Source organism: Flavobacterium stagni, from assembly GCF_004122105.1.
Classification (GTDB): domain Bacteria; phylum Bacteroidota; class Bacteroidia; order Flavobacteriales; family Flavobacteriaceae; genus Flavobacterium; species Flavobacterium stagni.
Window position 1 is genome coordinate 162,687 of the sequence record NZ_SBKN01000002.1, and the last position, 26,867, is coordinate 189,553.

The following is a 26,867-nucleotide window of genomic DNA, read 5'->3' on the forward strand; positions in this document are numbered from 1 at the left end:
CCTTATAATTTTGGATTTGTTTTTTTTAATTCGTCATAACTCTTTTTCAAAACCGACTTTAATTCGCCCGCATTGAACTTTTCATTGTTGATACCCCACCAGTATTTGATTTCGTTACCGTTCCAGTAGTATTTTACACCTGGCGTATCTTTGCCTTTACCAATCGTGTTCCAAAAGGGTATAATCTCAATTATCTGATACGGGTAAGTAGCCCCCGCTTCTTTAAAAAACTCCGGAATCAAGTCGGCTTCCTCATTCATAAAAATAACCGACAACGGTGGCATCGCCGGATTCGCTTTGCGCATTTCGGTCAATTCCTTTGCCGCATCCCGACAATGGTCGCAACCCGGAACAAAGTAGCACAGTATTTTTTTACCGTTATCGATGGTTGGGAATAAATTCGCATAACCCGAAACGGCTTTTTTGGGTTCTTTGGGTGCTTCAGCAACTTTAGCAGTCGCTACAGTATCCACCTTTGCTTTCGCAACGGGTGCAGCAATAGAATCGGGCGTATCGATGGCAACTGAGGTTGTATCTTGCGGTACAATTGTGGGCTGACTCACCGTAAACTGCGCAGCGGGTGGTTGAATGGGTGCCAACATGAAAATGCCCAATATGGACGCAAATAAAACGGTCGTGAGTACCCAGAAATTGGGTGCATCCGAACCTTTGGGTAGTAATTTTTGGAGGTAAATTAGGAGTCCAACCGCAATCACATTTTTGATAATTGCTTCTACGGGTGTCATCGGTAATAATTCCCCAAAACAACCGCAATTGCCGCTGTTTCCGCTTACAAAGGTTTCATAACTCAAATGCCCGATAAATACCACCAAAAGTGCAACCGTGGCCGGAATGATAAAGCGTTTTAACCAATGGTTTTGCAATAACAACAATCCCAACGCCATTTCAATTCCGATTAACGTTCGAGAGAAGAATACCGCAACATCAGGAGAAAATCCCATCGGGTACAATTGCTTCACTTCAAAAGTCGAAATCGCAAAATAGGGGGAAGGATATAATTTGGCTATTGCCGAAATGATAAATAAGAAGGAAACGAGGATACGCAATCCCCAAGCAATGGTCGATTTATTTTTTTCCATGCATCATTGTTTTTGACAAAGATAACCACCCCAAACATGAGCTGGTGTTAACGATTTGTTATTGCCCGAATTCCATTAAAATTAAAGCAAATACCGAGTAATTGATCATGTCTTGGTAGTTGGCGTCAATACCTTCTGAAACTAAGGTTTTGCCTTTGTTGTCTTCAATTTGTTTCACGCGCAAAAGTTTTTGTAAAATCAAATCGGTCAAACTACTCACCCGCATTTCGCGCCAAGCTTCACCATAATCGTGGTTTTTGGCTTCCATCAAGGCTTTGGTAAGGGCTACTTTTTCGTCATACAATTTCGAAGCGGCTGCCGTGTCCAAGTCGGGTTGATCCACTACGCCGAGTTCCAACTGAATCAAAGCCATAATGCAATAATTGATGATGCCAATGAATTCACCCGTTTCGTCTTCGTCTACTTTTCGCACCTCATTTTCTTGCAAACTGCGAATGCGTTGCGCTTTGATAAAGATTTGATCAGTGAGGGAAGGTAATCGTAAAATGCGCCAAGCGCTACCGTAATCGGTCATTTTTTTAACAAATAAATCACGGCAAATTCCGATGACCTTGTCGTATTCTTGAGCAGTATTTCGCATTAACTCGTATCTTTGTTTGAAATTTTTTCAAATGTAACGAATTCGGCTAAAACAACCCAAGTGAAAAGTGGTTTTTCACCGAAAACGTTTTCCTATTTTTTGACATATGACCCTCAACTGCCGCGGTACTTTAATCGACTTAACTATCCCAAAAATCATGGGGATTGTCAACCTCACACCCGACTCGTTCTACGACGGCGGAAAGTTGCAAGATCCAACACAAGTCATTGCTCAAGTCCAACAAATGTTGAACGAAGGCGCCGCTTTTATTGATGTAGGCGGGTATTCGAGTCGGCCCAACGCAGCCCCGGTTTCTGAGGAAGAAGAACGCCAACGGGTCGTGCCCATTATCGAATTATTGGTCAATCATTTTCCCGAAATATTGATTTCTATCGATACCTTCCGCAGCAGTGTGGCTGAAGCCGCTGTTCAAGCGGGAGCCTGTTTGATCAACGATATTTCAGCAGGATTATTAGATAAAGAAATGCTACCCACCGTGGCCCGTTTGCAAGTGCCTTACATCATGATGCACTTGCGCGGAACGCCGCAAACCATGACTACTTTGACCAACTATGAAGATATTGTCAAGGAGATGCAATATTATTTTTCCGAACGCATTGCGGCAGCGCACACCTTGGGTATCAATGATGTGATTATCGATCCCGGTTTCGGATTTGCTAAAACCCTCGAACAAAATTATGAAGTGTTGCAAAAAATGGAATTATTTGCGTTTCAAAAAGTGCCTGTTTTGGTTGGTGTGTCGAGAAAATCAATGATTTATAAAGTGTTAGAAACGACTCCGCAAGAAGCACTCAACGGGACAACAGTACTCCATACGTTAGCCTTGCAAAAAGGCGCTTCGATTCTTCGGGTACACGATGTAAAAGCCGCTCACGAATGTGTTCAAATCCTTCAACAAGTATCCCATGCGTAAAATTATTTTCCTAAGTCTATTCGCTGTTTTTACGGCGTGTTCCAACAAAGAAGTATTGCTACCTGAAGCCGAAATTACGGTGGTAAAAAACGTAGATAACCTTTCTCCAGTTTATATTTTTTTCGAGAAAAACGGAAACGATACACTGGCCGATTTGAATCGGAAGAATACCATTACTTCGACCAATTACATTTTTAATATTGACAAACGGTTACCGATGCGTTTGGTGGTACCCGAAGTGAATTTCGTACTGAAAAAGAAAGAAGCGAGTCCGCACAAAAGCGAAACTGCCCAGAATTATTTTTCCTATTCCGATACCAAAACGCGCAACTTGGCTTTTCTCAATATGCAGCTTGTGCACCTCAAACAAGGGAAATATGAAGAGAACTTCCCGGTACAAGTTTCAAAAACAGGAGCAATTCAAATCCAAGGTAAGCCGATCACCATGGATAAAGTCATGGCTTATTTGGCGCAACTGCCCTCGGATAAGCCGATTAAACCCCAATTTCAATTTGATCACAATATAACTTATGGTGATTACCTCAGGTTTCGTATTGCCGTTAGTCAATGGAAATTTCCTGCTTTAGGAGCAACCTGGTTTACGGAAGATTGGTTTTTGTAGTTTATTTGTGTTGTATTAAAAATAATAAATCTACACCACGTTGACAGAGTTTCCAAAAGATATAAAATTTAAATACGCTTGGCGAAAGTACCAACAGCGGGTACTTGATGATCTTCAATATCATATTAATGATCAACATTTGCATGTCATTGCTCCACCTGGTTCGGGTAAGACCGTACTTGGATTAGAAGTCGCTCTTCGCTTAAATAATCCAACATTAATATTAGCGCCGACGATTGCAATTCGAAATCAATGGATTCAACGGTTTAAAGAGCTTTTTCTTCAAACGCATTTCATGCCCGATTGGATTTCAAAAGATGTACGTAATCCAAAATTCTTAACAGTAGTCACCTATCAAGGTCTTCATGCCGCTTGTAATAATTGGAATATAGAAGAAGAGTCAATTGAATCTGAAGAAGAAAACGATGATTTAAATGGTAATGAGAAATCCGAGAATTCCAATCTCGAAGCTATTGTGAAAGGTCTATTAGCCCAAAATATCAAAACGATTGTTGTGGATGAGGCACACCATCTAAAAAATAGTTGGTGGCAAACTTTAATTCAGATAAAAGATAAATTAAAACCTGTTGTTGTTGGTTTAACCGCAACACCCCCCTATGATGGTTCTTTCACGGAATGGCAACGATATATTGAATTAAACGGACCCGTTGATACTGAAATTACTGTTCCAGAATTAGTGATAGAAGGCGACTTATGTCCGCATCAGGATTATGTTTTTTTTACTCAACCAACGGATACAGAGAATCTAAAGATAGTTGAATTTAGAGAGCAGATTCAACAAATTTATCAAGAAATAAAAAGCGATATTACCCTTATTCAGGCGATTGAACAGCATCCTATTTGGCAAAATCCATTAAATCAATTAGATTGGATTTATTCGAATCTTCCCTATTATTCGGCTTGTATTATTTTTTTAAAGGCGAATAATAAAGAAATACCAGAAGTACATCTCGAAGTAATCGGGGATAAAAAATTTGAAATCCCTCATCTTAATTACGAGTGGATTGAAACAATTTTAGATTTTTATCTCTACAATGAAAAAGAACATTTCAAAGCTTTTGAAACCCATCAAAAAACATTAGAAAATAAGTTGAAAAGATGCGGAGTGATAGAGAGACGTCAAATTAATTTATCTCAAAATAAGCGTATTACTAGTTTTTTAACATCAAGTTTGAGTAAATTAAATGGGATCAAAGAAATCGTCGATTTTGAATACAAGAATTTAGGCTCCCAATTGCGATTGGTTATTCTCTCTGATTTTATTAGAAAAGAATTTTTTGTAAATGAAACAACCAATAACCTTGAATTGAATAAAATTGGGGTTATTCCTATTTTTGAGCGCTTACGACGTGAGAATTCTGAGAATTTGAAAATAGGAGTATTAACGGGCTCTTTGATAATTATTCCTGTTAGTGCTTATTCGAGTTTTAAGAATCAAGCTACTCATAATGGAATTACAGAATTCAAATCAACTCCAGTTTCTTATGATGCAAATTATATCATCATTAATCTTTCAGAACAAATAAAGCACGAATTAGTTCATATTGTAACTCAAATCTTCCAACAGGGAGAAATTGAGGTTTTGATTGGAACAAAATCGTTACTCGGTGAAGGTTGGGATGCTCCAGCAATCAACGCACTTATCCTAGCTAGTTTTGTTGGTTCTTTTGTATTATCCAATCAAATGCGGGGAAGAGCGATACGAACACAAAAAGGGAATGAAAGTAAGACCGGAAATATTTGGCATTTAGTCTGTGTAGATCCAACTTCAGATGCTGGAGGTGATGATTTGGAGTTATTGAAAAGACGTTTTAAAAGTTTTGTAGGAGTATCTTTTGGTCATAATGCGACTATTGAAAATGGGATTGATCGTTTGCATCTTATGGATCGTTTTTATGATTCGGCACACATAAAACAGAAAAATTCCGAAATGTTTATCCAAGCAAGTGAACGAGAAAAATTGCGACAAAAATGGGAACAAGCTCTTCAAGATGGAAATTCGCTTATTGAAGAAATAAAAATACCCTTTGCAGAAGAAATGGAATTCCATGAAGTAAAATCATTGTATTTAAATAAAACAATTCGCAATCTACTAGCTACATTAAGTTCGGGGTTGATAGCCTTCGGATTGGAAAGTGTTCAAGCGTTGGGTAAAGCATTGAAAAATATTAAATCCGTTCACGATTTATTTGTATTTATTGGGATAATCGGTTTGTTAGGAATCGCATTTTTCGGGAGATTAACTTTAAAATCATTAAAATTATATTTTAGTTATAAGGATATTACAAAAGATATACAGCATATCGGTAATGCACTTTTGAATACTTTAGTAGAAATGGGATGTATACACACGGATATTTCAAATTTGAAGGTAAAATCATCCGTTGATGCGGAAGGCTGTATTTATTGTCATTTGGAAGGAGGATCAACTTATGAGAAGTCAACTTTTATTAACGCATTAATTGAAATTATTTCTCCTGTTACAAATCCTCGATACATTATAATCCGAAAAAATAAATTTATGCTTTTTGTTAAACAGCAAGATTTCCATGCAGTTCCAGAGATATTAGGAAAAAATAAAGAGGGAGCTGCGTATTTTCAACAGCAATGGAAAAGTTGGGTTGGGTCATGTGAATTAATTTTTACTAGAACATTAGAAGGGCGAAAATTACTTTTGAAAGCAAGGATGAAATCGTTAGCGGCACAGTTTGATGATAGAGTAGGTCAGGTTAATAAATGGCGATGATGATGTTCTGATTTTTAGATTTTATTCATCTGTTTGATGTTTCTTGAAATAAAAAAAAGAATCATTACTGATGATTATTCGGCTCAACTCTTAAAATCGTAAAGTCGCAGTTGAATTGTTCAATAAAGAAAACGAACTATTTGATGGGAGAACATCAATGCGGATAAAAAAACTTTACCCGATTGCTTAGATAAAGTCATGGCTTATTTGACGCAACTGCCCTCGGATAAGCCGATTAAACCCCAATTTCAATTCGATCACAATATAACTTATGGTGATTACCTCAGGTTTCGCATTGCCGTTAGTCAATGGAAATTTCCTGCTCTAGGAGCAACCTGGTTTACTGAAGATTGGTTTGCTAATAACTAAATGTTATGGAAACAATACCGAGGGAGTGACAAAAATGGAGGTGGAGTTTGATCGACAATAAATTGATAATTTAGGAGTTACATTAAAAAAAAAGTGATGACTCGAATTTTATTTTTCTTTCTAATAGCTACAATAGGGTTGACGGCCCAGAAGAAAGTTGTTCCATTGGAAGAAAAAGTAAATTACACATTAAATAACCCTGATTTTGAAGATACCCTTTTTTTGGATGTCAATCAGCGGCTCACTCCATTTCTAGGGAAATGGAAGTCTAGTCAAGAAGGATATGAGGTGGAATTTATTATTACCCAATATTTTGATACGAATAATCATCAAGATGGGTTATTTGGTGGCATTAAAGTAGTAAAAGAAGGGATTGTAATTTTGGATACAACAAAGTATACTGGACCTAATTACATTACTGGAGGTATTTTTTCAAATCCTAAAGATACCCAAACCGTCCTATTGTTTTTTTCAGAAATCTCCGAAAAATGGGTTTGTGGACATGTGTCAGAAATCACACTGACACTTGCCCATACAGGCACATTGAAATGGAATCTAGATGAAAAATATAATTTGAGTACCATTCAGTTACCAAAGAATCTCGAATTTAAAAAGGAAATAGAGTAGTGTTTACTGATGATGATACGGCTCACCTCTTAAAATCGTAAAGCCACGGTACAATTGCTCAATAAAAAACAAGCGCACCATTTGATGGGAAAACGTCATAGCCGATAAGGCAACTTTACCCTGGGCTTTTTGATACACCGTTTCACTAAAACCATAGGGTCCGCCAATTACAAAAACGAGCGTTTTGAGTCCGGCATTCATCTTTTTTTGTAAAAATTCAGAAAACCCCACACTCGTAAAGGATTTTCCGTTTTCATCCAACAAGATTAATTCATCGCCGGGTCCAACTTTCGATAAAATCAATTCGCCTTCTTTTTCTTTTTGTTGGGCTTCGGATAAGTTTTTGGCATTTTTAATGTCGGGCAAAATTTCCATTTCAAATTTGATGTAAAACGACAACCGCTTTTGATAATCATCCATCAATTGCTGCAATTGCTTGTTGTCCGTTTTTCCTACCGCCAAAAGTTTGATGTTCATGTCCGACTTCTTTTAAACCACAAAAATAGGGGATTTTAAAACGAAGGGTCCAAATGTTCATTTCGAATTGTATCTTTGCGCCACACAACAACACAACTATGTACCGCATTCTTATTCGTCCGATACTCTTTCGTTTCGACCCGGAAAAAATCCACCATTTTACATTTAAACTGATTAAATTTCTAGCTAAAATCCCCGGATTTTCTAGTTTGTGTCGGTCGTTGTATGAAGTCAACGATCCGCGTCTCGAACGAGAAGTGTTTGGGTTGAAGTTTAAAAATCCGGTCGGACTAGCCGCTGGTTTTGATAAAGATGCGAAGTTGTTTAATGAGTTGTCCGACTTTGGGTTTGGTTTTATCGAAATTGGAACGCTTACTCCTGTGGGACAAGAAGGCAATCCGAAGCAACGCTTGTTCCGCTTGCGTGAAGATGAGGCAATTATCAACCGTATGGGGTTCAATAATGGCGGAGTGCAAGAAGCCGTTGAGCGTTTGAAGAAAAACAAAGGCGTTCTCATTGGTGGTAATATTGGGAAAAATAAAGTAACCCCAAATGAAGAGGCGGTCTCCGATTACAAAATTTGCTTCGAGGCCTTATTCCCTTACGTAGATTATTTTGTGGTGAATGTGAGTTCGCCCAATACGCCTAACTTGCGCGAACTTCAGGATAAAAAGCCATTGACCGAACTTTTAGCCACCTTGCAAACGGAGAATCAAAAGCGTCCGTTACCCAAGCCCATTCTATTAAAAATTGCACCCGATTTAACGGAAGAACAATTGTTGGATATTATCGAAATTGTGCAAGATACCCATATCGCAGGGGTGATTGCTACTAACACTACTTTATCTCGTGAAGGACTGTATTCACCCAATAAATCAGAGATGGGCGGACTTTCAGGAAAGCCCTTAACCCAGCGTTCGACGGAGGTCATTCGTTTTTTACACGAAAAAAGCAACGGCTCCTTTCCCATTATTGGGGTGGGAGGCATACATTCTGCGCAAGACGCTTTGGATAAATTGGACGCGGGTGCGTCTTTGGTCCAACTCTATACGGGCTTCATTTATGAAGGGCCGCAATTGGTCAAAGCGATTAATCAAGAATTACTCAAGCGAATGGGTTAAATTTCCTTGCGAAATCGTTTTCTTTAGTATATTTGAAGCCAATGGAAGCAGTTAAAATTATCGAATGTCCACGTGATGCCATGCAAGGCATTAAAACGTTTATTCCTACCGAAGTTAAGGTCAATTATTTACAGGCATTACTTCGGGTGGGGTTTGATACGTTGGACTTCGGAAGCTTCGTGTCGCCCAAAGCGATTCCCCAAATGCAAGATACCGCTGAGGTCTTAGCCCAACTGGATTTGAGTCAGACCCGTAGTAAATTGCTCGCCATTATCGCCAACACCCAAGGCGCAGTAAGTGCGGCTTCCCACAAAGAAATACAGTACCTCGGTTTTCCATTTTCGATTTCGGAAAACTTTCAAATGCGAAATACCCACAAAACGATTGCCGAGAGTTTAGTGACGTTACAAGAGATTTTGGACATTGCATACGGTGCCAATAAAGAAGTGGTGGCCTATTTGTCCATGGGTTTTGGAAATCCTTATGGTGATCCTTGGAATGTAGAGATTGTAGGCGAGTGGACAGAGCGGTTGGCACAAATGGGCGTGACGATTTTGTCTTTATCGGATACCATTGGGAGTTCGACACCCGAAGTCATTGATTATCTTTTTAGCAATTTAATACCCAAATACCCCACAATTGAATTCGGGGCGCATTTGCATACCACACCCGATAAATGGTTTGAAAAAGTGGATGCTGCCTACAAAGCAGGTTGCCGCCGTTTTGATGGTGCCATTCAAGGATTTGGCGGTTGCCCCATGGCTAAAGACGACCTCACTGGCAATATGCCCACAGAGAAAATGCTTTCCTATTTCACTACCGTCAAAGCCCAAACGCATTTGAGTCCGATGAGTTTTGAAAGCGCCTATAATGTCGCTTCACGCGTGTTTGGGGAGTTTCATTAATGTTTCAAGTTTCAGGTTTCAAGTTTCAAGTTCGACCAACCTGAAACATTAAACTTTAAACCTGAAACAAATAACAAATTTTAAACATTTTCCTCAAATAAAAGCCCTACATTTGCATGCAATTTAACTACAACAACTAAATTGCAACATGAAGGCACACAACACCAAAATCGTCGGTGAAGGTTTAACCTACGACGATGTTCTCCTTATTCCTGGATACTCAGAAGTACTCCCCCGCGAAGTTAGCATTCAATCCAAATTCACCCGCAACATTACACTCAATGTACCGATTGTCTCGGCCGCTATGGATACCGTGACTGAAAGTGCTATGGCTATTGCGATGGCGCAAGAAGGTGGGATTGGTGTTTTGCATAAAAACATGACCATCGAACAGCAAGCCGCCAAAGTGCGTAAAGTGAAACGTGCAGAAAGTGGGATGATTATCGATCCGGTAACCCTGCCGCTGTCGGCTACTGTTGGTGATGCTAAATTAGCCATGAAAGAATACGGCATTGGTGGTATTCCTGTTGTGGATGAAGACGGGTTGTTGAAAGGAATTGTGACCAACCGTGATTTGCGCTTTGAAAAAGTGAACAGTCGTTCTATTTTAGAAGTAATGACATCTGAAAATTTGGTGACGGCAGCTCAAGGAACGACACTAGTTGAAGCGGAAAGCATTTTGCAAGAAAATAAAATTGAAAAACTGCCGGTTGTTGACGGTCAGAACAAGTTGATTGGTTTAATCACCTTCCGCGATATCACCAAATTAATTCAGAAACCTAATGCCAATAAAGATGCACTTGGACGATTGCGCGTAGCGGCTGCGATTGGGGTTACGGGTGATGCTCTAGATCGAGCGACTGCTTTGGTAAACGCAGGTGTTGATGCCATTGTAATCGATACCGCACACGGACATTCGTATGGGGTAATTGCGGTATTGAAAGCGGTAAAAACAAAATTCCCGCAATTGGATGTGGTAGTTGGGAATATTGCTACACCCGAAGCGGCTTTGTTTTTAGTTGAAAATGGTGCAGATGCGGTGAAAGTTGGTATCGGACCCGGTTCGATTTGTACCACCCGTGTTGTAGCAGGAGTGGGATTCCCACAATTCTCAGCTGTACTAGAAGTTGCGGCTGCTCTACGCGGAACGGGTGTACCAGTGATTGCTGACGGAGGAGTACGTTATACCGGAGATATTCCGAAAGCCATTGCAGCTGGTGCCGACTGTGTGATGTTGGGCTCGTTATTAGCAGGAACTAAAGAATCACCAGGCGAAACTATTATTTTCGAAGGACGTAAATTCAAATCTTACCGCGGTATGGGTTCGGTGGAAGCCATGCAAGAAGGATCGAAAGACCGTTATTTCCAAGACGTGGAAGACGATGTGAAAAAATTAGTCCCCGAAGGTATCGTAGGAAGAGTGCCCTATAAAGGCGAACTTAATGAAAGTATGCAACAATTTATTGGCGGACTTCGCGCTGGTATGGGTTATTGTGGAGCCAAAGATATTCCAACCCTACAAGAAAACGGACGTTTTGTACGGATTACGGCCAGCGGTATCGGAGAGAGTCACCCCCATAACGTAACCATTACCAAGGAAGCACCGAATTATTCTCGATAATATAAAAATAGGATAGCGTATCTTTTCAAAATAAGATGCGCTATTTTTTTCTTTCCTTGAAGGAATAAGAAAAGAAGAGTATGTCCAAAAACAAAAAAACGGCTCACCTCAGTAAGCCGTTCATTTAAAATTTATAATTTAAAATAACCCTCATATTCCCAAGTAGTTGCTCGGCGTAATTGCCATCAATTCGGCTTTGATATCCTCATTTACCTTTAAAGTTTGGATAAATGCGTGAATTGAATCTTGGTTGATTGTAGCATTTGTACGCGTAAGGTCTTTTAAAGCCTCATACGGATTGGGATACCCTTCACGGCGTAAGATGGTTTGAATGGCTTCAGCCACCACAGCCCAGTTGTTTTCTAAATCTTCGGCCAATTTGGCTTCATTCAGTAGTAATTTGTTCAAGCCTTTTAAAGTGGCTTCAAAAGCGATAATGGTGTGTCCTAAAGGTACTCCAACATTTCGCAAAACCGTACTGTCAGTTAAGTCGCGTTGCAAACGTGAAATGGGAAGTTTCGCGGCTAAATGTTCGAACAAAGCATTGGCCATCCCTAAATTTCCTTCTGAGTTTTCGAAGTCGATTGGGTTGACTTTATGCGGCATGGCAGACGAACCGATTTCGCCTTCTTTTATTTTTTGTTTGAAATAATCCATAGACACATAGGTCCAAATATCGCGATCCAAATCAATTAAAATGGTATTGATTCGTTTTAACGCATCAAAAAAAGCGGCAAAGTGATCGTAATGTTCGATTTGTGTTGTTGGAAAAGAATGGTGCAAGCCCAAAACGCCTTCCACGAAATTTGTTCCGAAGTTCTTCCAATCGGTATTCGGGTAGGCAACGCGGTGTGCATTATAATTTCCGGTGGCTCCTCCAAATTTTGCAGCAAAAGGCACGTTGAATAACAAACGCATTTGTTCTTCTAATCGTTCTATAAAAACCAGAATTTCTTTGCCCAAACGGGTAGGAGAAGCGGGCTGACCATGGGTGCGAGCCAACATAGGAATGTCATGCCACTCCATGGCTAATTGTTTTAAACGCGCAATCACGGCAATCAAGGAAGGAAGATAGACCTTTTCAAAGGCATGTTTCGTTGAAAGCGGAATGGCGGTGTTGTTGATGTCTTGCGAAGTGAGTCCGAAGTGAATAAATTCTTTAAACGGTTCTAATCCGAGTTGGTCAAATTTATGTTTGATGAAATACTCTACCGCTTTCACATCGTGATTCGTCGTTTTCTCGGTTTCCTTGATCCACAAGGCATCTTCGGTTGTGAATTCGTTATATAATTCGCGAAGGCTTGGAAATACCGATGGATTTACCTCTTTCAATTGTGGTAAACCGGCTTCGCATAAAGCGATAAAATATTCGATTTCTACTAAAACGCGGTATTTGATTAAGGCTTCTTCCGAGAAAAAGGCGGCAAGGGGTTGGGTAACTTTACGGTAACGTCCGTCGATGGGCGAAATTGCGTTCAGTGCAGTAAGTGACATAGGTTGTGTTGTTAAGGCGCAAAATTACGGATTTGAATTTGGAAACGCCAAGTTAACCCCACACTTTTTTCAACTTTTCCCAAAGTAGGGGCACGCCAATTGACGCCGATTCGGGGATGATTTCGAGTGGATTGGCGATGTCGTATAAGGTGGCAGGTTTGGGATCAATATAAAATAACGGCACTCCGGGACGCGCAAAGTGGATGAGTCCGGCGGCCGGATACACTTGCATCGACGTTCCAATCACCACTACTGCATCAGCTTCTTGAACACGTACTACCGCTTCTTCAAGGACAGGAACCTCTTCGCCAAACCAAACGATATGCGGACGCAATTGTCGACCGTTTGGATCACAATCACCCAAATGCAAGTCGCCGGGCCATTCAATAATATAGTTAGGGTCTTTGGTTGAGCGCACTTTCAAGAGTTCGCCATGCAAATGCAAGACATTCGAACTCCCTGCCGCTTCATGCAAATTATCGACATTTTGAGTGACAATGTTTATCTTAAATTCTTTTTCCATTTGGGCTAACGTGGTGTGTCCTACGTTTGGCTTCACTGTATGCAATTGGCGTCGGCGTTGGTTGTAGAATTCCAATACCAAATCGGGATTTCGACGAAAACCATCGGGAGTTGCGACTTCCATTACATCATGTCCTTCCCACAATCCGTTAGCGTCGCGAAAGGTAGCGATTCCACTTTCGGCAGACATTCCAGCGCCGGTTAATAGGGTGAGTGTTTTCATGGAAAAAGTAGTTTTTACTTAATGATTGTGAAAATTACGAAGAAAGAAGCAAGTAGCAATCAAGAAATAAGTGCTAATTCCTAATTCCTAGTACCGACTTTATTAAAATTGTATTTTTGTCAAAAAATAAAACTACCATGGTCGATTTGGAATTGTTTTCCTACCTAGAAGATTTTTTAACGGAGGAGCGCAAAGAAAAATTCAAGAAAATTTTAGCCTTGCGTACCAACCACCTTACCATTGCGATGGAAGATGTATACCAATTACACAATACAAGTGCGGTGATGCGCAGTTGTGAGGTTTTTGGAGTGCAAGGTTTGCATGTAATCGAACAGAAGTTTGGTAAACGAATCGACCGTGAAATTGCCATGGGTGCTCAGAAATGGGTAGATGTGCATCGGTATAATTCCATTCCCAATTGTATCGATACCTTACGCAATCAAGGCTATCAAATTATTGCCACTACGCCACATAACGATTCGTGTTACCTCCATGAATTTGATATCACCAAGCGTTCGGCCATATTTTTTGGAACTGAGAAAGAGGGATTGTCGCCCGAAATCATGGAACAAGCCGATGGTTTTTTGAAGATTCCGATGGTCGGATTTACGGAAAGTTTGAATATTTCGGTTTCCGCAGCGATTGTGATTCAAGATTTAACCACCCGTTTGCGCCAATCGGAAATAGACTGGCACTTAACGGAGGAAGAAGTTTTGGAACATCGTTTGCAATGGACGAAAAATTCCATTAAAGATGTGGATCGAATTATTGAGCGGTTTTATTCGGATCGTCAGTTACTTTCACAAAATGAGTAGGTACAAAAGTCATGAACTCAGTTTTTAATTGCGCACTGGTTTTTTTCTCATGTTCGAACAACATCGCAATTGTACCCGAGTCTTCAGTAGTACACACGCCAAAACCATTTATATTTTGCCCTTCATGGGTGTAGGTGTAAAAAATCTGCTTGGTTCGTTCCGAAGAAGTGTCTTCTTTAGTGATTTTTAATTCAGGATGGGTGGCCGCCAAGAGTTCGCTCACTGTGCCTTTTTCAGTATAATCATTGATCCAGGTGATTACATCATTCGGTCCTTTAAATCCGAAACGAATAGGAGCTTGCGGACGACGAATGAACATAGTTCCTTTTTCCAATTTTAAACTGGTTGACAAGTCGAAAGGAAACAACGAATCTTTGGCTAAGCGCTCGATACCGCGATTGAGCAATACAATATCTTCTGTTTCTTTTAAGGTTGCATACGGAATAAACAGTTGTTTCGGAGCTTCAGCAGCTTGTGCTTCTTGGACACGTTGCATCGTTTCCTGTTGCGTTTGCATCATATTTTGTATCTGCTGATCCGTATTGTAGTTTGGCGCTGAGTTTTGACGGTTACAAAACATCACGATGCGCACTAAGGCAATGATTAAAATGACGACGCTCAACACAGAACGCCATGGGCTATTATTTTCCATAATTAAAAGTCGGACGCGTTAAATTCAATAGTCGTTAATTTTTTACCTTCGGTATCTACCAATTTGTAATTCACTTTTTGAATTCCCAAACCACGCATACGCAGAATAGTAGCTTTTGTAGAAGGATCTTGAATAATGGATTCTTTGACAAGCGGTACGGCGTTCGGACTGCTAATAATGTCTTTCACATCATTGGGAACTTCCATGGTGTATTCTAGCGTATTACTACCCAACTTTTCAATTTTCATCAATCGTGTACCATCAGCATTGTTCATAGGAAGGTTGCTGTTTAAGGCATCCAAAGCCATGGTGATTGGGTCGTTTGAAGTGGGCGATTTGAACGAACTTTTATTTTGTTTGTCCAAATAGGACTTGTCAATCATCAAAGTGGTAATAATGCGACCGTTGATATCGGTTATATTTACTTTAAATTTTACCGCTTCATTGATCAAATCCATCATCGTTTCATCGTTTTGAAACATGCCAGGAAGTGATTTTTCAAGAAAAGATGAGGTGGACGAACTGGAAGGATCATTGATATCGAGCGCAGTTGCCAAATCCAATTTGATAATGTCTAATCCTTCTACTTCGGCATGTGACCCCGATTGAGTAGGCGACATCGAAGCTGTTTGATTGAAGGCATTCGCAAATTCATGCATTTTTTGTGTGCGTGATTTGCAACTAGTAAGGGTAATAAAAAGAATGGGGAGTAAGAGAATGTAATACGTTTTTTTCATTGGACTGATTGTTAATAGGCGTCCAAGATACATATTATCAATGAAAAAAGAGTAGGGGAATCGTTATTTAACCTTGGCTAAAACTTTATATTGCTCATAGCATTGGCTGATGGCATCCATGATTTGAAGATCATTTGCCGTTTCAATAAAGGCTTCGGAATAGCTGCAACGACTGAGGATTTCGGCGATATCTTTTTTATCAACACCTAATAAAATAGCGATAGTTTCGCGGTCGTATTTGGTTTCCAAAAGATTTTTAACCGTATCATCTTTTTTCATTTCCCGTAATTTGCGGAGTTCTTTGGGTTTTTTACCAAAGAAATTGTAGAGCATATCGGCGGGATTGAAAACCGAATTGACAACGCGGGTGAAGGCATTGGGTGATGATTCACCGGCTTCATACGCTTGGGGTAATCCTGAAATACTATAGCGGTAATTTTCTTGAACGGGAATCAATTTAGTATCGACTTCGAGGTAACCGGTTAATTGGTATTTCCGAATGACCACTTCTTCCAAAGCAATCGCTTTTTCGGTTAATTCCAAACGGGTCGTTCCATTTTTTATCCAGTCATTGGTTACACGAACGCGTAAAGATTGAAAACCAATCATAGTAATGTGTAAAGTATCGTTGACTGCCGCATTAATCGTAAACTCTCCTTTATCGTTGGTTTGAGTTCCTTTAACGCGATTAATGTTGATGATGTTGACGTTGGAAATGGGTAGGGCAGTTGCTGAGTTGACAATGGTACCTTGAACGGTTTTATCGCCGGTTTCTTGTGCGTAAACACAACCGAAGAAAAATACTGCCCATAAGAGTATCCATTTTTTCATTACCAAACTTTCTGAGGTTAAAAGTACACATTTTAACAATAACTGCAATTGGGGCTAGAAACATTATCAGAAAATTAACAAGCTAACATGCAATCGGATGATGAGTTATTATTTTTTTAAAATAAAAAAGCCCTCCGAAGAGGGCTTGTATTAACTTTTTCTGCGACGTTTTGCAGCTTCAAAGGCTTTGTTAGCTGGATTGCTTGGGCGACTTTCAGATCGGCGGCCTTCGCTACGGCGACCTTCAGTGCTTCCACCTTCGGAACGGCGTCTTTCGGGGCGACTATCGCTACGACGGTCATTGCGACCTTCAAAACGTGTATCGTTACGATCACCACGGCGTTCGCTTCGGCGTTCTGAATGATCGGCAAAACGATCACGACGCTCGCGTTTTCCACCAAAATCACCACGTCCACCGCCACCACCACGGCGATTACCACCGTCGTTTTTGGAGATTTCCACGTTGATTTTACGTCCGTCCAATTGGTAATTGGAAAATATATCCATTACTTTTTCAGCATGTTCACCATCAGTATTGAAGAATGAAAAACCTTCTTTTACATCCACTTTGAATACGTCGTCACGACCTAAATCCAAGGTTTCTTTTAAGAAGTCTTTTAATTTCATCCAATCAAAATCATCACGTGATCCAATGTTAATGAAATAACGTACTGCATCACCTGCTTTGATAGATCCTCCTGAGCTACGCTCATTGCTGCTGCGTTCTCCGGAAAGGTCTTTTTTCTTCTTGTAATAATTCAAGAAACGGTTAAATTCTACCGAAACCATTTTACGGATCAATTCTTCTTTACTTAAACCTTCAAACACTTGGTTGATAGCCGGTAAATAGTTGTCGATTTCATGATCAATTTCGGTATCGTTAATCTTGTTGGCCAAGTGTAACAACTGAATTTCACAGATTTCCATTCCGCCCGGAATTGATTTCTCTTCAAACTTCTGTTTGATGATTTTCTCAATTGTGTGGATTTTACGGATTTCAGATTTGGTAATAATTACAATGGATGTTCCTAATTTACCCGCACGTCCGGTACGACCCGAACGGTGGTTGTAAGTTTCAATTTCATCCGGTAATTGGTAATTAATAACGTGCGTTACGTTATCCACGTCAATTCCACGAGCCGCTACGTCGGTTGCAACAAGCATTTGGATTTGACGCCCACGGAACGATTTCATTACGGCATCACGTTGTGCCTGAGAAAGATCGCCATGTAATGCTGCAGCATTATAACCATCTTCAATTAATTTTTCAGCTACTGCTTGCGTATCGCGTTTGGTTCGACAGAAAATCACCGAGAAAATATCGGGATTGGCATCGGCTAAACGTTTCAATGCTTCGTAACGATCTCGCGCGTTTACTACATAAAATTCGTGTGAAACGGTGTTGGTCCCTGAGTTTTTAGCTCCTACAGTAATTTCTTCAGGGTCAAACATGAATTGTTTTGCAATACGTGCTACTTCAGCAGGCATAGTTGCAGAAAACAACCAAGTTGATTTGTCATCTGGTGTATCTGAAAGGATGGAACAAATGTCGTCATAGAATCCCATGTTCAACATTTCATCCGCTTCGTCTAGGATGCAATAGGCAATGTTCTTAATGTTTACAAAACCACGGTTAATCATGTCTTGCATACGACCTGGAGTCGCAACAATGATTTGCGCACCGCGTTTCACTTCTCGAGCTTGTTCGGTAATGCTAGCACCTCCGTACACCGCTACCACATTAAGGCCCTTGATGTATTTGGAGTATTGTTTTAATTCGTTGGTAATTTGCAAACACAGTTCGCGTGTTGGGGACAAAATCAATGCCTGCGTAGTGCGGTCATCGACATCTATTTTTTGTATTAACGGAAAGCCAAAAGCTGCAGTTTTTCCGGTTCCGGTTTGGGCCAAAGCCACAAGGTCAGTCTCCTGTTCCAAAAGCACAGGAATCGCTTTTTCTTGAATCTCCGACGGAGTTTCAAATCCCATATCGCCAATTGCTTGTAAAAGCTGGGCGTTAAGGCCTAATTGTTCAAATTTATTCATTAGATCGTATTAATTCGGGTGCAAAGGTAGACTTAATAATTGGATATAGCTAATTATTAAGTGATTAGTAATAAAGTGGATTGTGCTATTTCGATTGAAAATCAAGGAATTACTAAAAATTGAACTGCGATAAATGCAGGATTTTAGTGGAAAAAGAAGGAGATTGAAATTTTAGTATGCCGATAGGTAATGATGTCGTAATGAATTGATTATTTATCCGATAAAAATGTAATTAGTTGTTGGACAGCCTTTCCACGGTGACTTAGTGCCGCTTTTTCAGAAGCATCCATCTCGGCAAAGGTTTGGGATTGTCCAGTGGGAACAAAAACGGGGTCGTAGCCAAATCCTTGTGTACCGCGTTTTTCACGAATAATCTCACCACTTACTATGCCTGTAAAATGGTGGGTTTCACCATTGAGATTTAAGGCGATGACCGTTTTGAATTGGGCTTTTCGCGAGGCTTTGTTATCCAATTCAAACAACAGTTTATTCATATTGTCCAAAGCGTTTTTTTGCTCACCTGCATAGCGCGCAGAATGCACCCCAGGAGCACCATTTAGCGCTTCAACTTCTAGTCCTGTATCATCAGCAAAACAAGGAAGACCATAGTGTTGGGTTACATAATCGGCTTTCAATTGCGCATTGCCTTCAATCGTTTCAGCGGTTTCTGGAATATCGACATCACAGCCAATGTCTTGTAATCCTACCAATTCGATAGACTTCGGAAGCATGGCGCTGATTTCGGCAATTTTGTGCGTATTATTGGATGCAAAGACGAGTTTCATAGTTATTGGTTTAGAACAAAAGTAGAAAATAAAATGAGTAAATCACCTAATGTTTTGTTTAACTTTAAATTTATTTGCATTAAACATTTTGTAATAAACAAGAAATCGCTTACAAATTAAAACATTGTATATCAAATAGTTGCGAATTTTATCTTTTTTTAATAAAGAGAAGTCTTACGTGAGTAAACCTTTTTTGAAGTTCTTACGTAATTTCGACGACACTCTAAAACAACAGATAATGAAAACGCCCCCAAACTTTCGTTATTTGACCTACATACTAATGCTACTGTATTCTTATTTGGGTCAGGCTCAATTTGTCTTTGACGACCAAAAAATTGAGCACTTATCACTACATCCCTATGCGTCCCTTTACAAAGATGAGACGGGAAAACTGACGGTAAATCAAATTCGTCAATTTCAAGAAAAAAAATTCACACCACTTATCGTTGAAAATACAGATCTGGGATTTACTACGGACAAGTATTGGATAAAATTTTCATTGCGTAACGATCGCAAAACACCGGTTTATTATTACTTAGAAACTTCGCGACCCATTGTAGACCATGCGAATTTGTTTGAATTCAAAAACAACCGTTTAATAAACAAACAATACAGCGGTGACGATATTCCTGTGCAAAATAAATCGGTGAAACAGCGTAAAACACTATTCAATATAGATTTGGAGCCGGGGGAACAAAGAGACTATTACATACAATTGCAAAGTGACGGTGAAGTAATTAATGCACCAGTATTATTGCACACGGCCAATGATTTGATGGACGAAACATCCTTTGAGCAGGTCGTTTTTGGCTTTTTCTATGGTTTGTTGTTATTGTCAACTATTATTTACTTATTCTTTTATTTTGCAATGAAAGAGCGGGTATTTTTGAATTATAGTCTGTATGTGTTCTTTATAGGCATGCTGCAGTTTTCATTGGATGGTTTTTTTCACCAAACCTTTGATCCCAACGCCGGTTGGTTCTCCGACAAGGCCGTAATTTTTAATGCGATTATTGCAGGGTATTTCCTTGGAGCTTATGCTCAATACTATTTAAAAGTATGGACAGTCAGCAAACGTTTGAATCGTCTTTTTTATGGTTTATATGCCTTTTTGGGACTATTAATGGTGATTACCATTTTCTTGCCCGATTTATTTCATCTGACTTATCCTCTCATGAATTTGGCAGGTTTATTTGAGCTGATATTAATTATTTCTTCGTTGATTATTATTTATTTGCGATCAGGTGTTGTTTATCAATTTTTCTCGTTAGGCATTTTTTCACTGGTTACCGGTTTTGTGGTGTTTATTCTCAAAAATTTGAGTGTATTGCCTGTTAGTTTTATTACTGAAAACAGTTCGAAATTAGGAACCGGAATTGAAGTGATGTTTCTTTCCCTTTCGATGGCAAACCTAATCAAGCAATTGCGCGATGATCGGGAAAAATTGCAAGGTGAAGCCCTTCAAAAGGCGGAAGAAATGAACGAAATGAAGACGTATTTCTTATCAAATATCAGTCATGAGTTGCGCACACCTTTAAATGCGATTATCAATTACACCGATTCCATCAAAGGGGAAGTGCAGATGAGTTCGGTACTTGAAAAATGTGAAATTATCAGCAGTAATTCGAGAGGATTATTGGGTTCGGTGAATGATATTTTAGATTTTTCCAAAATTGAAAAAGGGGAAATTCAATTGGAACGTCAAAATTTTATCATCCAAAAAGTATTGGATGATTTGGTGACGGAAATCAGAGGTCGCGCCGAGCAAAAAGGATTGGATTTTCAATTTGTGATCGAAGGGGAATTGCCCTACAAAGTATTTGGGGATGCCCAACGTTTGCGTCAAATTTTACAAAATGTTTTAGGGAATGCCGTGAAATTTACCGCGGAAGGTATTGTGAAGTTTATAGTCAATACTGAAACTTCAGATAATTTAACGTCGCTAAAATTTACGGTATCCGACTCGGGTGAAGGGATTCCAAAAGAGAAAATGGACCAAATTTTTGAATCGTTTACCCAACAACAAATTGATAACAAACGCAAGTACGGCGGACTAGGTTTGGGATTATATATTGTCAAAGCTTTGGTGAATTTACACCAAGGAACCTTGGATATCAATAGTATGGAAAACCAGGGTACGGTTTGTACGATAGGGTTTAATTTGGATGTTGTCGAATTAAAAGCACCTGTGGTTCAAGAGCCCGTAGCTCCTTCATATGACTTAAAAGGCAAACGTATTTTGGTGGTAGAAGATAATGTGATGAACCAAATGGTGTTGAAAATGATCTTCAAAAAATGGCAGAATTTGGAAGTAGATTTTGCGAATCATGGTGAAGAAGCTTTGGATTTCATGGGGCAGAAAAACTACAACCTCATTTTGATGGATTTGCAAATGCCTGTAATGGATGGATATGAAACGACTATCGCAATTCGTGAAGGAAAATCAGGGGTCAATGAATCGGATATTCCTATTGTAGCCGTTACCGCCGATGTCATGGAAACGACTAAAGAACGCGTGAAAGAAATCGGAATGAACCATTACATGACCAAACCCGTGGATAAAGAAATGCTATTCCAAATCGTTTCAGCCATGGCTAGTTAAAAAGTAACCCCTTCTTTGTTAATATAATCGTAGGGTATTTTCTAGGATAGCTGATTATGAATGACTACTTTTGCCCCGTTAAAAAACGCATTTTTTATCATGGTAAAAGATCTATTTGAAAGAATACAACAAAATAAAGGTCCGCTAGGACGATGGGCTTCGCAAGCCGAAGGTTATTATGTATTTCCAAAATTGGAAGGCGAGTTAGGGCCACGTATGCAATTTCAAGGCAAAGAAATTTTGAATTGGAGTATCAATGATTATTTGGGTTTAGCCAACCATCCTGAAATTCGCAAAGTCGATGCAGAAGCCGCTCAAAACTATGGAGCCGCTTATCCAATGGGTGCGCGAATGATGAGTGGGCATACTACTATACACGAACAATTGCAAAATGAATTGGCCACTTTTGTACAAAAAGAAGCGGCATATTTATTGAATTTTGGGTACCAAGGAATGGTGTCAATTATTGATGCTTTGGTAACGAAAAACGACGTGATTGTTTATGATGTAGACTCTCACGGCTGTATCATTGACGGTGTACGTTTACACATGGGGAAACGTTTCACCTACAAGCACAATGATGTAGAGAGTTTAGAAAAGAATTTACAACGTGCTACAAAAATGGCAGAAGAAAACGGTGGAGGGATCTTAGTGATTACCGAAGGTGTTTTCGGAATGCGCGGGCAACAAGGTAAATTAAAAGAGATTGTTGCATTAAAAGAAAAATACAACTTCCGTTTATTGGTGGATGATGCACACGGTTTTGGTACTTTGGGTAAAACAGGTGCTGGAGCAGGTGAGGAGCAAGGTTGCCAAGACGGAATTGATGTGTATTTCTCTACATTCGCAAAATCGATGGCGAGTATTGGTGCCTTTGTAGCAGCAGAGCAAGATATTATTGATTATTTGAAATACAACTTACGTTCGCAAATGTTTGCTAAGTCATTACCAATGATTATGACGGTTGGCGCTTTAAAACGTTTGGAAATGTTGCGAACTATGCCTGAGTTAAAACAAAAGCTTTGGGATAATGTTAATTATTTACAGAACGGTTTAACGTCACGTGGCTTCAATATTGGCGATACCAATACATGTGTGACGCCCGTTTACTTAGAAGGTTCGATACCAGAAGCGATGGTTATGGTGAATGATTTACGTGAGAACTACAATATTTTCTTATCGATTGTAGTATATCCTGTCATTCCAAAAGGAATTATCTTATTGCGAATGATTCCAACGGCATCACATACGATTCAAGATATTGATGAAACTTTATCCGCATTTGAAGCTATCCGTGAAAAGTTAGAAAACGGTACCTATAAAAAGATTGCTGAGGCGACTACGGTTGATGTATCGTAAGCAATACTTTTTAAATAAAAAAATCCACCCGAAAAGGTGGATTTTTTATTGGGGGATATAAATGTGAAAAGTAGTTCCTTTTCCTATTTCTGAAGTTACTTCAATGCGTCCGTTTAAATTATCTATCGCATCGCGAACAATATAGAGTCCGAGCCCCGTTCCCCGGTTATTATTTTGGGTCACATAAAACATTTCAAAAATTTTGGGCAATTGGTCGGCTGCAATTCCAATTCCGTTGTCCCATATTTTTATTAGCACTGCATCAGCGGTAGGTTCAGCAGCGATACCAACCACAATAGTTTCCTTGCTGGTATCACTGTATTTTATTGCATTGGAAACCAAATTATTGAAGATAATTTTCAGTCGTAATCGATCTGCAACAAGATGTGTCACTTCCCAATTTTTATCCCATTGAATACTGCGGTTATTCAGGATATACAAATGTTGTTTGATGGTTTCTTCAAATAATTCGTTTAAATCAATGGTTTCAAGTACTATTTTTTGACGTTTATTTCGGGAATAATCCACAATGTCTTTGATAAATTGATCTTGTTTGTCCAGTACATCTTTCATTAATCCCAAGTAATTTTGAATTTCGTCGGGATTTTTTTCCGTTTTCATGATGTTAATTAATCCTTGTAATGAGGTAATCGGAGAGCGCAAGTCATGGGATGCACTGTATACAAATTTATCCAGCTCTTTATTGACGAGTTCCAAGTCTTTGTTTTTTTGATCGTATTGACGGTTAACATTTACTAAGTTTTGTAGTAAACGACGATAATACAAACTCACACTGACGATTATCACAAAAACAAAAAAGATGTCAAATAAAACAAGATAATCCCGAATTTGACGCGAACCTTCACCAAAGGTATTCGAGAAGTTTCGTTCATTAATTGTTAAACGGTCACTGATGTTTCCTATTTTTTTTAAATACTGATTACGAAGTGCTGGACTTACAGTTGAATGCTGAATAGTATGATGAATTTCTTGCCCTAGTTCATCTAATTCTTTTATCATGAGATCGCCTGTTTCCCATTCATTAATTGCTTTATTAACCCAAGGTATTCGTTGAAAATAGTTAAATACCCATATTAAATCATCCAAATCATCCTCGTGATTTCGTCCTGCACGCAAGCCCTCTTTAACCTTCGTTACATCTCCAGTGCTCATTAATTCAACACGTCCTGCCCCATCTCCTTTTGGCACTGCAATTTCCTTTTGGAATAAATACCATTGGTATGAATCTTTAGTGTAGAGATAACTAATAAGGTAACGTGAAGCATCTTTCTGTGCTTTAGAATAATGGGATTCACCATTCACGTAGGCGCGAATAGACGAGAGTACTTTTATTGAAAAAAAATTTAATGCAATTAATAAAGACCCTGAAATTATTAAAACAGAGAAAAGAGGTAAGGCATGTGGAGCAAAAATTTTTTTATAGGACAGCATGCAATTCAATTTTGGGGACTATTCTTACGATAAAAGTACTCATATTTTTATTTGTAAGATTTATTGTAATGTTAAAATTGTGATTATTAGCAACTTATTAAAATGTAAGAAAAAAGCTATAAAAAGTATTTAAAAATGCATTTCATCGTTTTTTGTAGTATTTTACCGATTATTTTTTTGGTAAATTTGTAAGATAATTCTAATTTTATTCTCGGATTAAGCCCTAACAATCTATTAAGACTCTAGTTAGTCTGAAGGTATTTCTGCAAATCACTGAAGTCAAACAAAATTCTGATGCCCCATCAGAAAAACAATTATGAAGTACCATGAAAAAAACCTTACTATTAATCAGTTTTTGTCTAGCTAATGTAGCTATGGCACAAGTAGGAGTAGGAACAACCAATCCTCAAGCCGACTTAGATGTACGAACAACCAATCCTGCAGCACCTGATGCAACAGCAGGGATTGCGATTCCTCAAATTTCAACACTACCTGCTACGGGTAATCGAGCTGGTCAGGTGGTTTATCTCACTTCCGATAATCATTATTATTATTACGGAGGTTCTTCTTGGCAGCCTATTTATCAGCAAGTAAATAGCTATGGCGATGTGAAATACAGTTTTCAAGCAGCAGATCATGACGGTTGGGTTTTATTAGATGGAAGATCAAAGTCAACATTGACTACCACGCAACAAGATGCCGCTACAGCATTAGGATTTGGTGAATCTTTACCTGATTTAGCCGATAAAACGATTGTGGGAACCAGCGGTACTAAGACACTTGGCGGTACAGGAGGTAATTCATCTATTTCAATTGCCCAAAATCAACTGCCTGATGTCACACTATCAACTTCAACAAATGGCGCACATACCCATACTGCGGGAACTTCAACCACGTATTTACTATCTTTGATTGGAGCTTTTGGATATCAAATTTTAAATGCTTCAACCAATACAACATCCACTTCGTCAAGTGGTTCCCATTCGCATACCACTTCATCCATCAATGGTGGAGTGACACAACAAGCTTTAAACATCCAAAACCCTTATATTGCCATTAATGGGTTTGTATATTTAGGAAAATAATTATAACGCTTTTGTATAGGTTCTTCGACGGCGGAAAATTTCTGAATTAAAATTTTTCCAAATGTTTTGAATGGCCAAATTATCCTCTAATTCCGGAGTGCGAATACAATTTTGCACTCCGTTTTTTGTGAATGAATCATAATATTCTTCAAAAATTAAAGCAGTGACCCCTTTATTTTGATGTTCGGGATCTACACCAATCAAATAAAATAAGACTTCATCATGGTGTTTTTTTGCCCGTAATAAATGCAAAAATCCAAAAGGGAATAACCGTCCCTTCGCTTTTTTTAAGGCTTTGGAAAAACTCGGCATTACAATACCAAAGGCAACCATTTTTCCTTCTTTATCAAAAACAAACTTGATGTATTCGGGGTTGATTAATTTAATATTTTTCTCTTTGATGTAGTCGATTTGAATTTGATTAATCGCTACAAATGACGATAATCGGGCATAACTTTCATTAAATAAGGCAAACATTTCGTCGATATAGGGCAGAATTTCTCTCGTCGATTGAAAGCTCTTGGAAACGTAGCCATACCGTTTTCGGATCAACTCTCCTGCTTTTTTATACGGTGCTATATCGACATTGGAAAAACTAAAATGACTTTCGATGTATTCTTTTTCTTTTTCATACCCTAATGCCTCAAGATGGTTTTTGTAATACGGGAAATTATACCACGTAATCATGGAAGCAATGCGGTCAAAACCTTCAGTGACAACACCCACTTTGTCCAAATTGGAAAATCCCATCGGACCTTCAACAAAACTTAAATTGTTTTTTTTGCCTAAAGCGTATACTTTTTCCAACAACGCTTTGGTTACTTCAAGATCATCAATCACGTCCCACCAACCAAATCGAACTTTGGATTTTTGTTGGTGATTCACTTCCTCCCAGTTAATTATTGCAGCGATTCTCCCCACAATTTTACCATCTTGATACGCCAAATAAAAATAAGCTTCTGCATTCGAGAAAGATGGATTTTTTTTGGGGTCGAAAGTGTCTAATTCGTCTTGAATAAGGGGAGGAACCCAATTGGAATCATTTTTATATAATCCAAAAGGGAACATCACAAATGACTTCATCAAGGCTGGAGTATTCGCTTCTATTATTGTAATCATA

23 protein-coding genes are annotated in these 26,867 nt (G+C 39.1%); 11 read left to right on the top strand and 12 right to left on the bottom strand.

The window, feature by feature from the left end:
* Positions 1-2: 2 nt before the first annotated feature.
* Both EQG61_RS05115 and EQG61_RS05120 read right to left on the bottom strand, forming a co-directional pair.
* Entirely contained in the window at positions 3-1,100 is a 1,098-nt protein-coding gene (locus EQG61_RS05115) for a MauE/DoxX family redox-associated membrane protein (RefSeq protein ID WP_129460832.1), read from the bottom strand.
* A gap of 58 nt (positions 1,101-1,158) precedes the next feature.
* The gene (locus EQG61_RS05120; RefSeq protein ID WP_129460833.1) at positions 1,159-1,701 is read right to left on the bottom strand and encodes a DUF1599 domain-containing protein; all 543 of its coding nucleotides are present in this window, start codon (positions 1,699-1,701) and stop codon (positions 1,159-1,161) included.
* A gap of 106 nt (positions 1,702-1,807) precedes the next feature.
* Between EQG61_RS05120 and folP the strand changes: the two genes are divergently transcribed.
* The 4 genes from folP (at position 1,808) to EQG61_RS05140 (ending at position 7,020) form a co-directional block, all read left to right on the top strand.
* On the top strand, positions 1,808-2,635 hold the full coding sequence (folP, locus tag EQG61_RS05125; protein ID WP_129460834.1) for a dihydropteroate synthase: 828 nt from the start codon (positions 1,808-1,810) through the stop codon (positions 2,633-2,635).
* Positions 2,628-3,257, top strand: a complete 630-nt coding sequence (locus tag EQG61_RS05130; protein WP_129460835.1) for a hypothetical protein — start codon at positions 2,628-2,630, stop codon at positions 3,255-3,257. Before folP ends, EQG61_RS05130 begins: the two co-directional genes overlap by 8 nt.
* 40 nt (positions 3,258-3,297) lie before the next feature.
* A complete protein-coding gene (locus EQG61_RS05135) occupies positions 3,298-6,024 on the top strand; it encodes a DEAD/DEAH box helicase family protein (protein WP_129460836.1) in 2,727 nt (908 codons plus the stop codon).
* 465 nt (positions 6,025-6,489) lie between these two features.
* A complete protein-coding gene (locus tag EQG61_RS05140; RefSeq protein WP_129460837.1) occupies positions 6,490-7,020 on the top strand; it encodes a DUF6705 family protein in 531 nt (176 codons plus the stop codon).
* 3 nt (positions 7,021-7,023) lie between these two features.
* Here EQG61_RS05140 and rlmH read toward each other — a convergent pair whose 3' ends face one another.
* Positions 7,024-7,497, bottom strand: a complete 474-nt coding sequence (gene rlmH / locus EQG61_RS05145) for a 23S rRNA (pseudouridine(1915)-N(3))-methyltransferase RlmH (RefSeq protein WP_129460838.1) — start codon at positions 7,495-7,497, stop codon at positions 7,024-7,026.
* Positions 7,498-7,595: 98 nt separating this feature from the next.
* On the opposite strand from rlmH, the gene EQG61_RS05150 reads away from it, so the two are divergent.
* The 3 genes from EQG61_RS05150 to guaB all read left to right on the top strand — a co-directional run bounded on the left by EQG61_RS05150 (position 7,596) and on the right by guaB (position 11,144).
* A complete protein-coding gene (locus EQG61_RS05150; protein WP_129461020.1) occupies positions 7,596-8,618 on the top strand; it encodes a quinone-dependent dihydroorotate dehydrogenase in 1,023 nt (340 codons plus the stop codon).
* Positions 8,619-8,659: 41 nt separating this feature from the next.
* On the top strand, positions 8,660-9,523 hold the full coding sequence (locus EQG61_RS05155; protein ID WP_129460839.1) for a hydroxymethylglutaryl-CoA lyase: 864 nt from the start codon (positions 8,660-8,662) through the stop codon (positions 9,521-9,523).
* Between the two features lie 148 nt (positions 9,524-9,671).
* Positions 9,672-11,144, top strand: a complete 1,473-nt coding sequence (gene guaB / locus EQG61_RS05160; RefSeq protein ID WP_129460840.1) for an IMP dehydrogenase — start codon at positions 9,672-9,674, stop codon at positions 11,142-11,144.
* Positions 11,145-11,294: 150 nt separating this feature from the next.
* Here the strand turns inward: guaB and purB are convergent, their stop codons facing one another.
* Together purB and EQG61_RS05170 are read right to left on the bottom strand one after the other, a co-directional pair.
* On the bottom strand, positions 11,295-12,638 hold the full coding sequence (gene purB / locus EQG61_RS05165; protein WP_129460841.1) for an adenylosuccinate lyase: 1,344 nt from the start codon (positions 12,636-12,638) through the stop codon (positions 11,295-11,297).
* A gap of 52 nt (positions 12,639-12,690) precedes the next feature.
* Positions 12,691-13,383: an SIR2 family NAD-dependent protein deacylase gene (locus EQG61_RS05170; protein WP_129460842.1), complete on the bottom strand. Its 693-nt coding sequence runs from the start codon at positions 13,381-13,383 to the stop codon at positions 12,691-12,693.
* Between the two features lie 137 nt (positions 13,384-13,520).
* Between EQG61_RS05170 and EQG61_RS05175 the strand changes: the two genes are divergently transcribed.
* On the top strand, positions 13,521-14,198 hold the full coding sequence (locus EQG61_RS05175) for a TrmH family RNA methyltransferase (protein WP_129461021.1): 678 nt from the start codon (positions 13,521-13,523) through the stop codon (positions 14,196-14,198).
* On the opposite strand, the gene EQG61_RS05180 is transcribed toward EQG61_RS05175, so the two are convergent.
* The 5 genes from EQG61_RS05180 to EQG61_RS05200 form a co-directional block, all read right to left on the bottom strand.
* Positions 14,149-14,850 carry a hypothetical protein gene (locus EQG61_RS05180; RefSeq protein ID WP_129460843.1) on the bottom strand — a complete coding sequence of 234 codons (702 nt, stop codon included), beginning with the start codon at positions 14,848-14,850 and terminating at the stop codon, positions 14,149-14,151. The genes EQG61_RS05175 and EQG61_RS05180 overlap by 50 nt on opposite strands.
* A gap of 2 nt (positions 14,851-14,852) precedes the next feature.
* Complete coding sequence (locus tag EQG61_RS05185; RefSeq protein WP_129460844.1) at positions 14,853-15,587, bottom strand: hypothetical protein; 735 nt, start codon at positions 15,585-15,587, stop codon at positions 14,853-14,855.
* A 63-nt stretch (positions 15,588-15,650) separates the two neighbouring features.
* The gene (locus EQG61_RS05190) at positions 15,651-16,418 is read right to left on the bottom strand and encodes a carboxypeptidase-like regulatory domain-containing protein (protein ID WP_129460845.1); all 768 of its coding nucleotides are present in this window, start codon (positions 16,416-16,418) and stop codon (positions 15,651-15,653) included.
* A gap of 150 nt (positions 16,419-16,568) precedes the next feature.
* Entirely contained in the window at positions 16,569-18,464 is a 1,896-nt protein-coding gene (locus EQG61_RS05195; RefSeq protein ID WP_129460846.1) for a DEAD/DEAH box helicase, read from the bottom strand.
* 209 nt (positions 18,465-18,673) lie between these two features.
* Positions 18,674-19,249, bottom strand: coding sequence for a non-canonical purine NTP diphosphatase (locus tag EQG61_RS05200; RefSeq protein ID WP_129460847.1), 576 nt, complete (start codon positions 19,247-19,249; stop codon positions 18,674-18,676).
* 238 nt (positions 19,250-19,487) lie between these two features.
* Here EQG61_RS05200 and EQG61_RS05205 point away from each other — a divergent pair, with 238 nt between their 5' ends.
* On the top strand, positions 19,488-21,851 hold the full coding sequence (locus EQG61_RS05205) for a hybrid sensor histidine kinase/response regulator (protein ID WP_129460848.1): 2,364 nt from the start codon (positions 19,488-19,490) through the stop codon (positions 21,849-21,851).
* Positions 21,852-21,950: 99 nt separating this feature from the next.
* Positions 21,951-23,210 (top strand): aminotransferase class I/II-fold pyridoxal phosphate-dependent enzyme, encoded by a 1,260-nt coding sequence (locus tag EQG61_RS05210; RefSeq protein WP_129460849.1) that lies wholly within the window; start codon positions 21,951-21,953, stop codon positions 23,208-23,210.
* Between the two features lie 45 nt (positions 23,211-23,255).
* Here EQG61_RS05210 and EQG61_RS05215 read toward each other — a convergent pair whose 3' ends face one another.
* On the bottom strand, positions 23,256-24,662 hold the full coding sequence (locus EQG61_RS05215; RefSeq protein WP_129460850.1) for a sensor histidine kinase: 1,407 nt from the start codon (positions 24,660-24,662) through the stop codon (positions 23,256-23,258).
* Positions 24,663-24,988: 326 nt separating this feature from the next.
* Here EQG61_RS05215 and EQG61_RS05220 point away from each other — a divergent pair, with 326 nt between their 5' ends.
* Complete coding sequence (locus tag EQG61_RS05220) at positions 24,989-25,747, top strand: hypothetical protein (protein ID WP_129460851.1); 759 nt, start codon at positions 24,989-24,991, stop codon at positions 25,745-25,747.
* Here the strand turns inward: EQG61_RS05220 and EQG61_RS05225 are convergent, their stop codons facing one another.
* Entirely contained in the window at positions 25,748-26,866 is a 1,119-nt protein-coding gene (locus EQG61_RS05225; RefSeq protein ID WP_129460852.1) for a GTP cyclohydrolase, read from the bottom strand. It abuts the gene before it with no gap.
* Position 26,867: the final 1 nt, after the last annotated feature.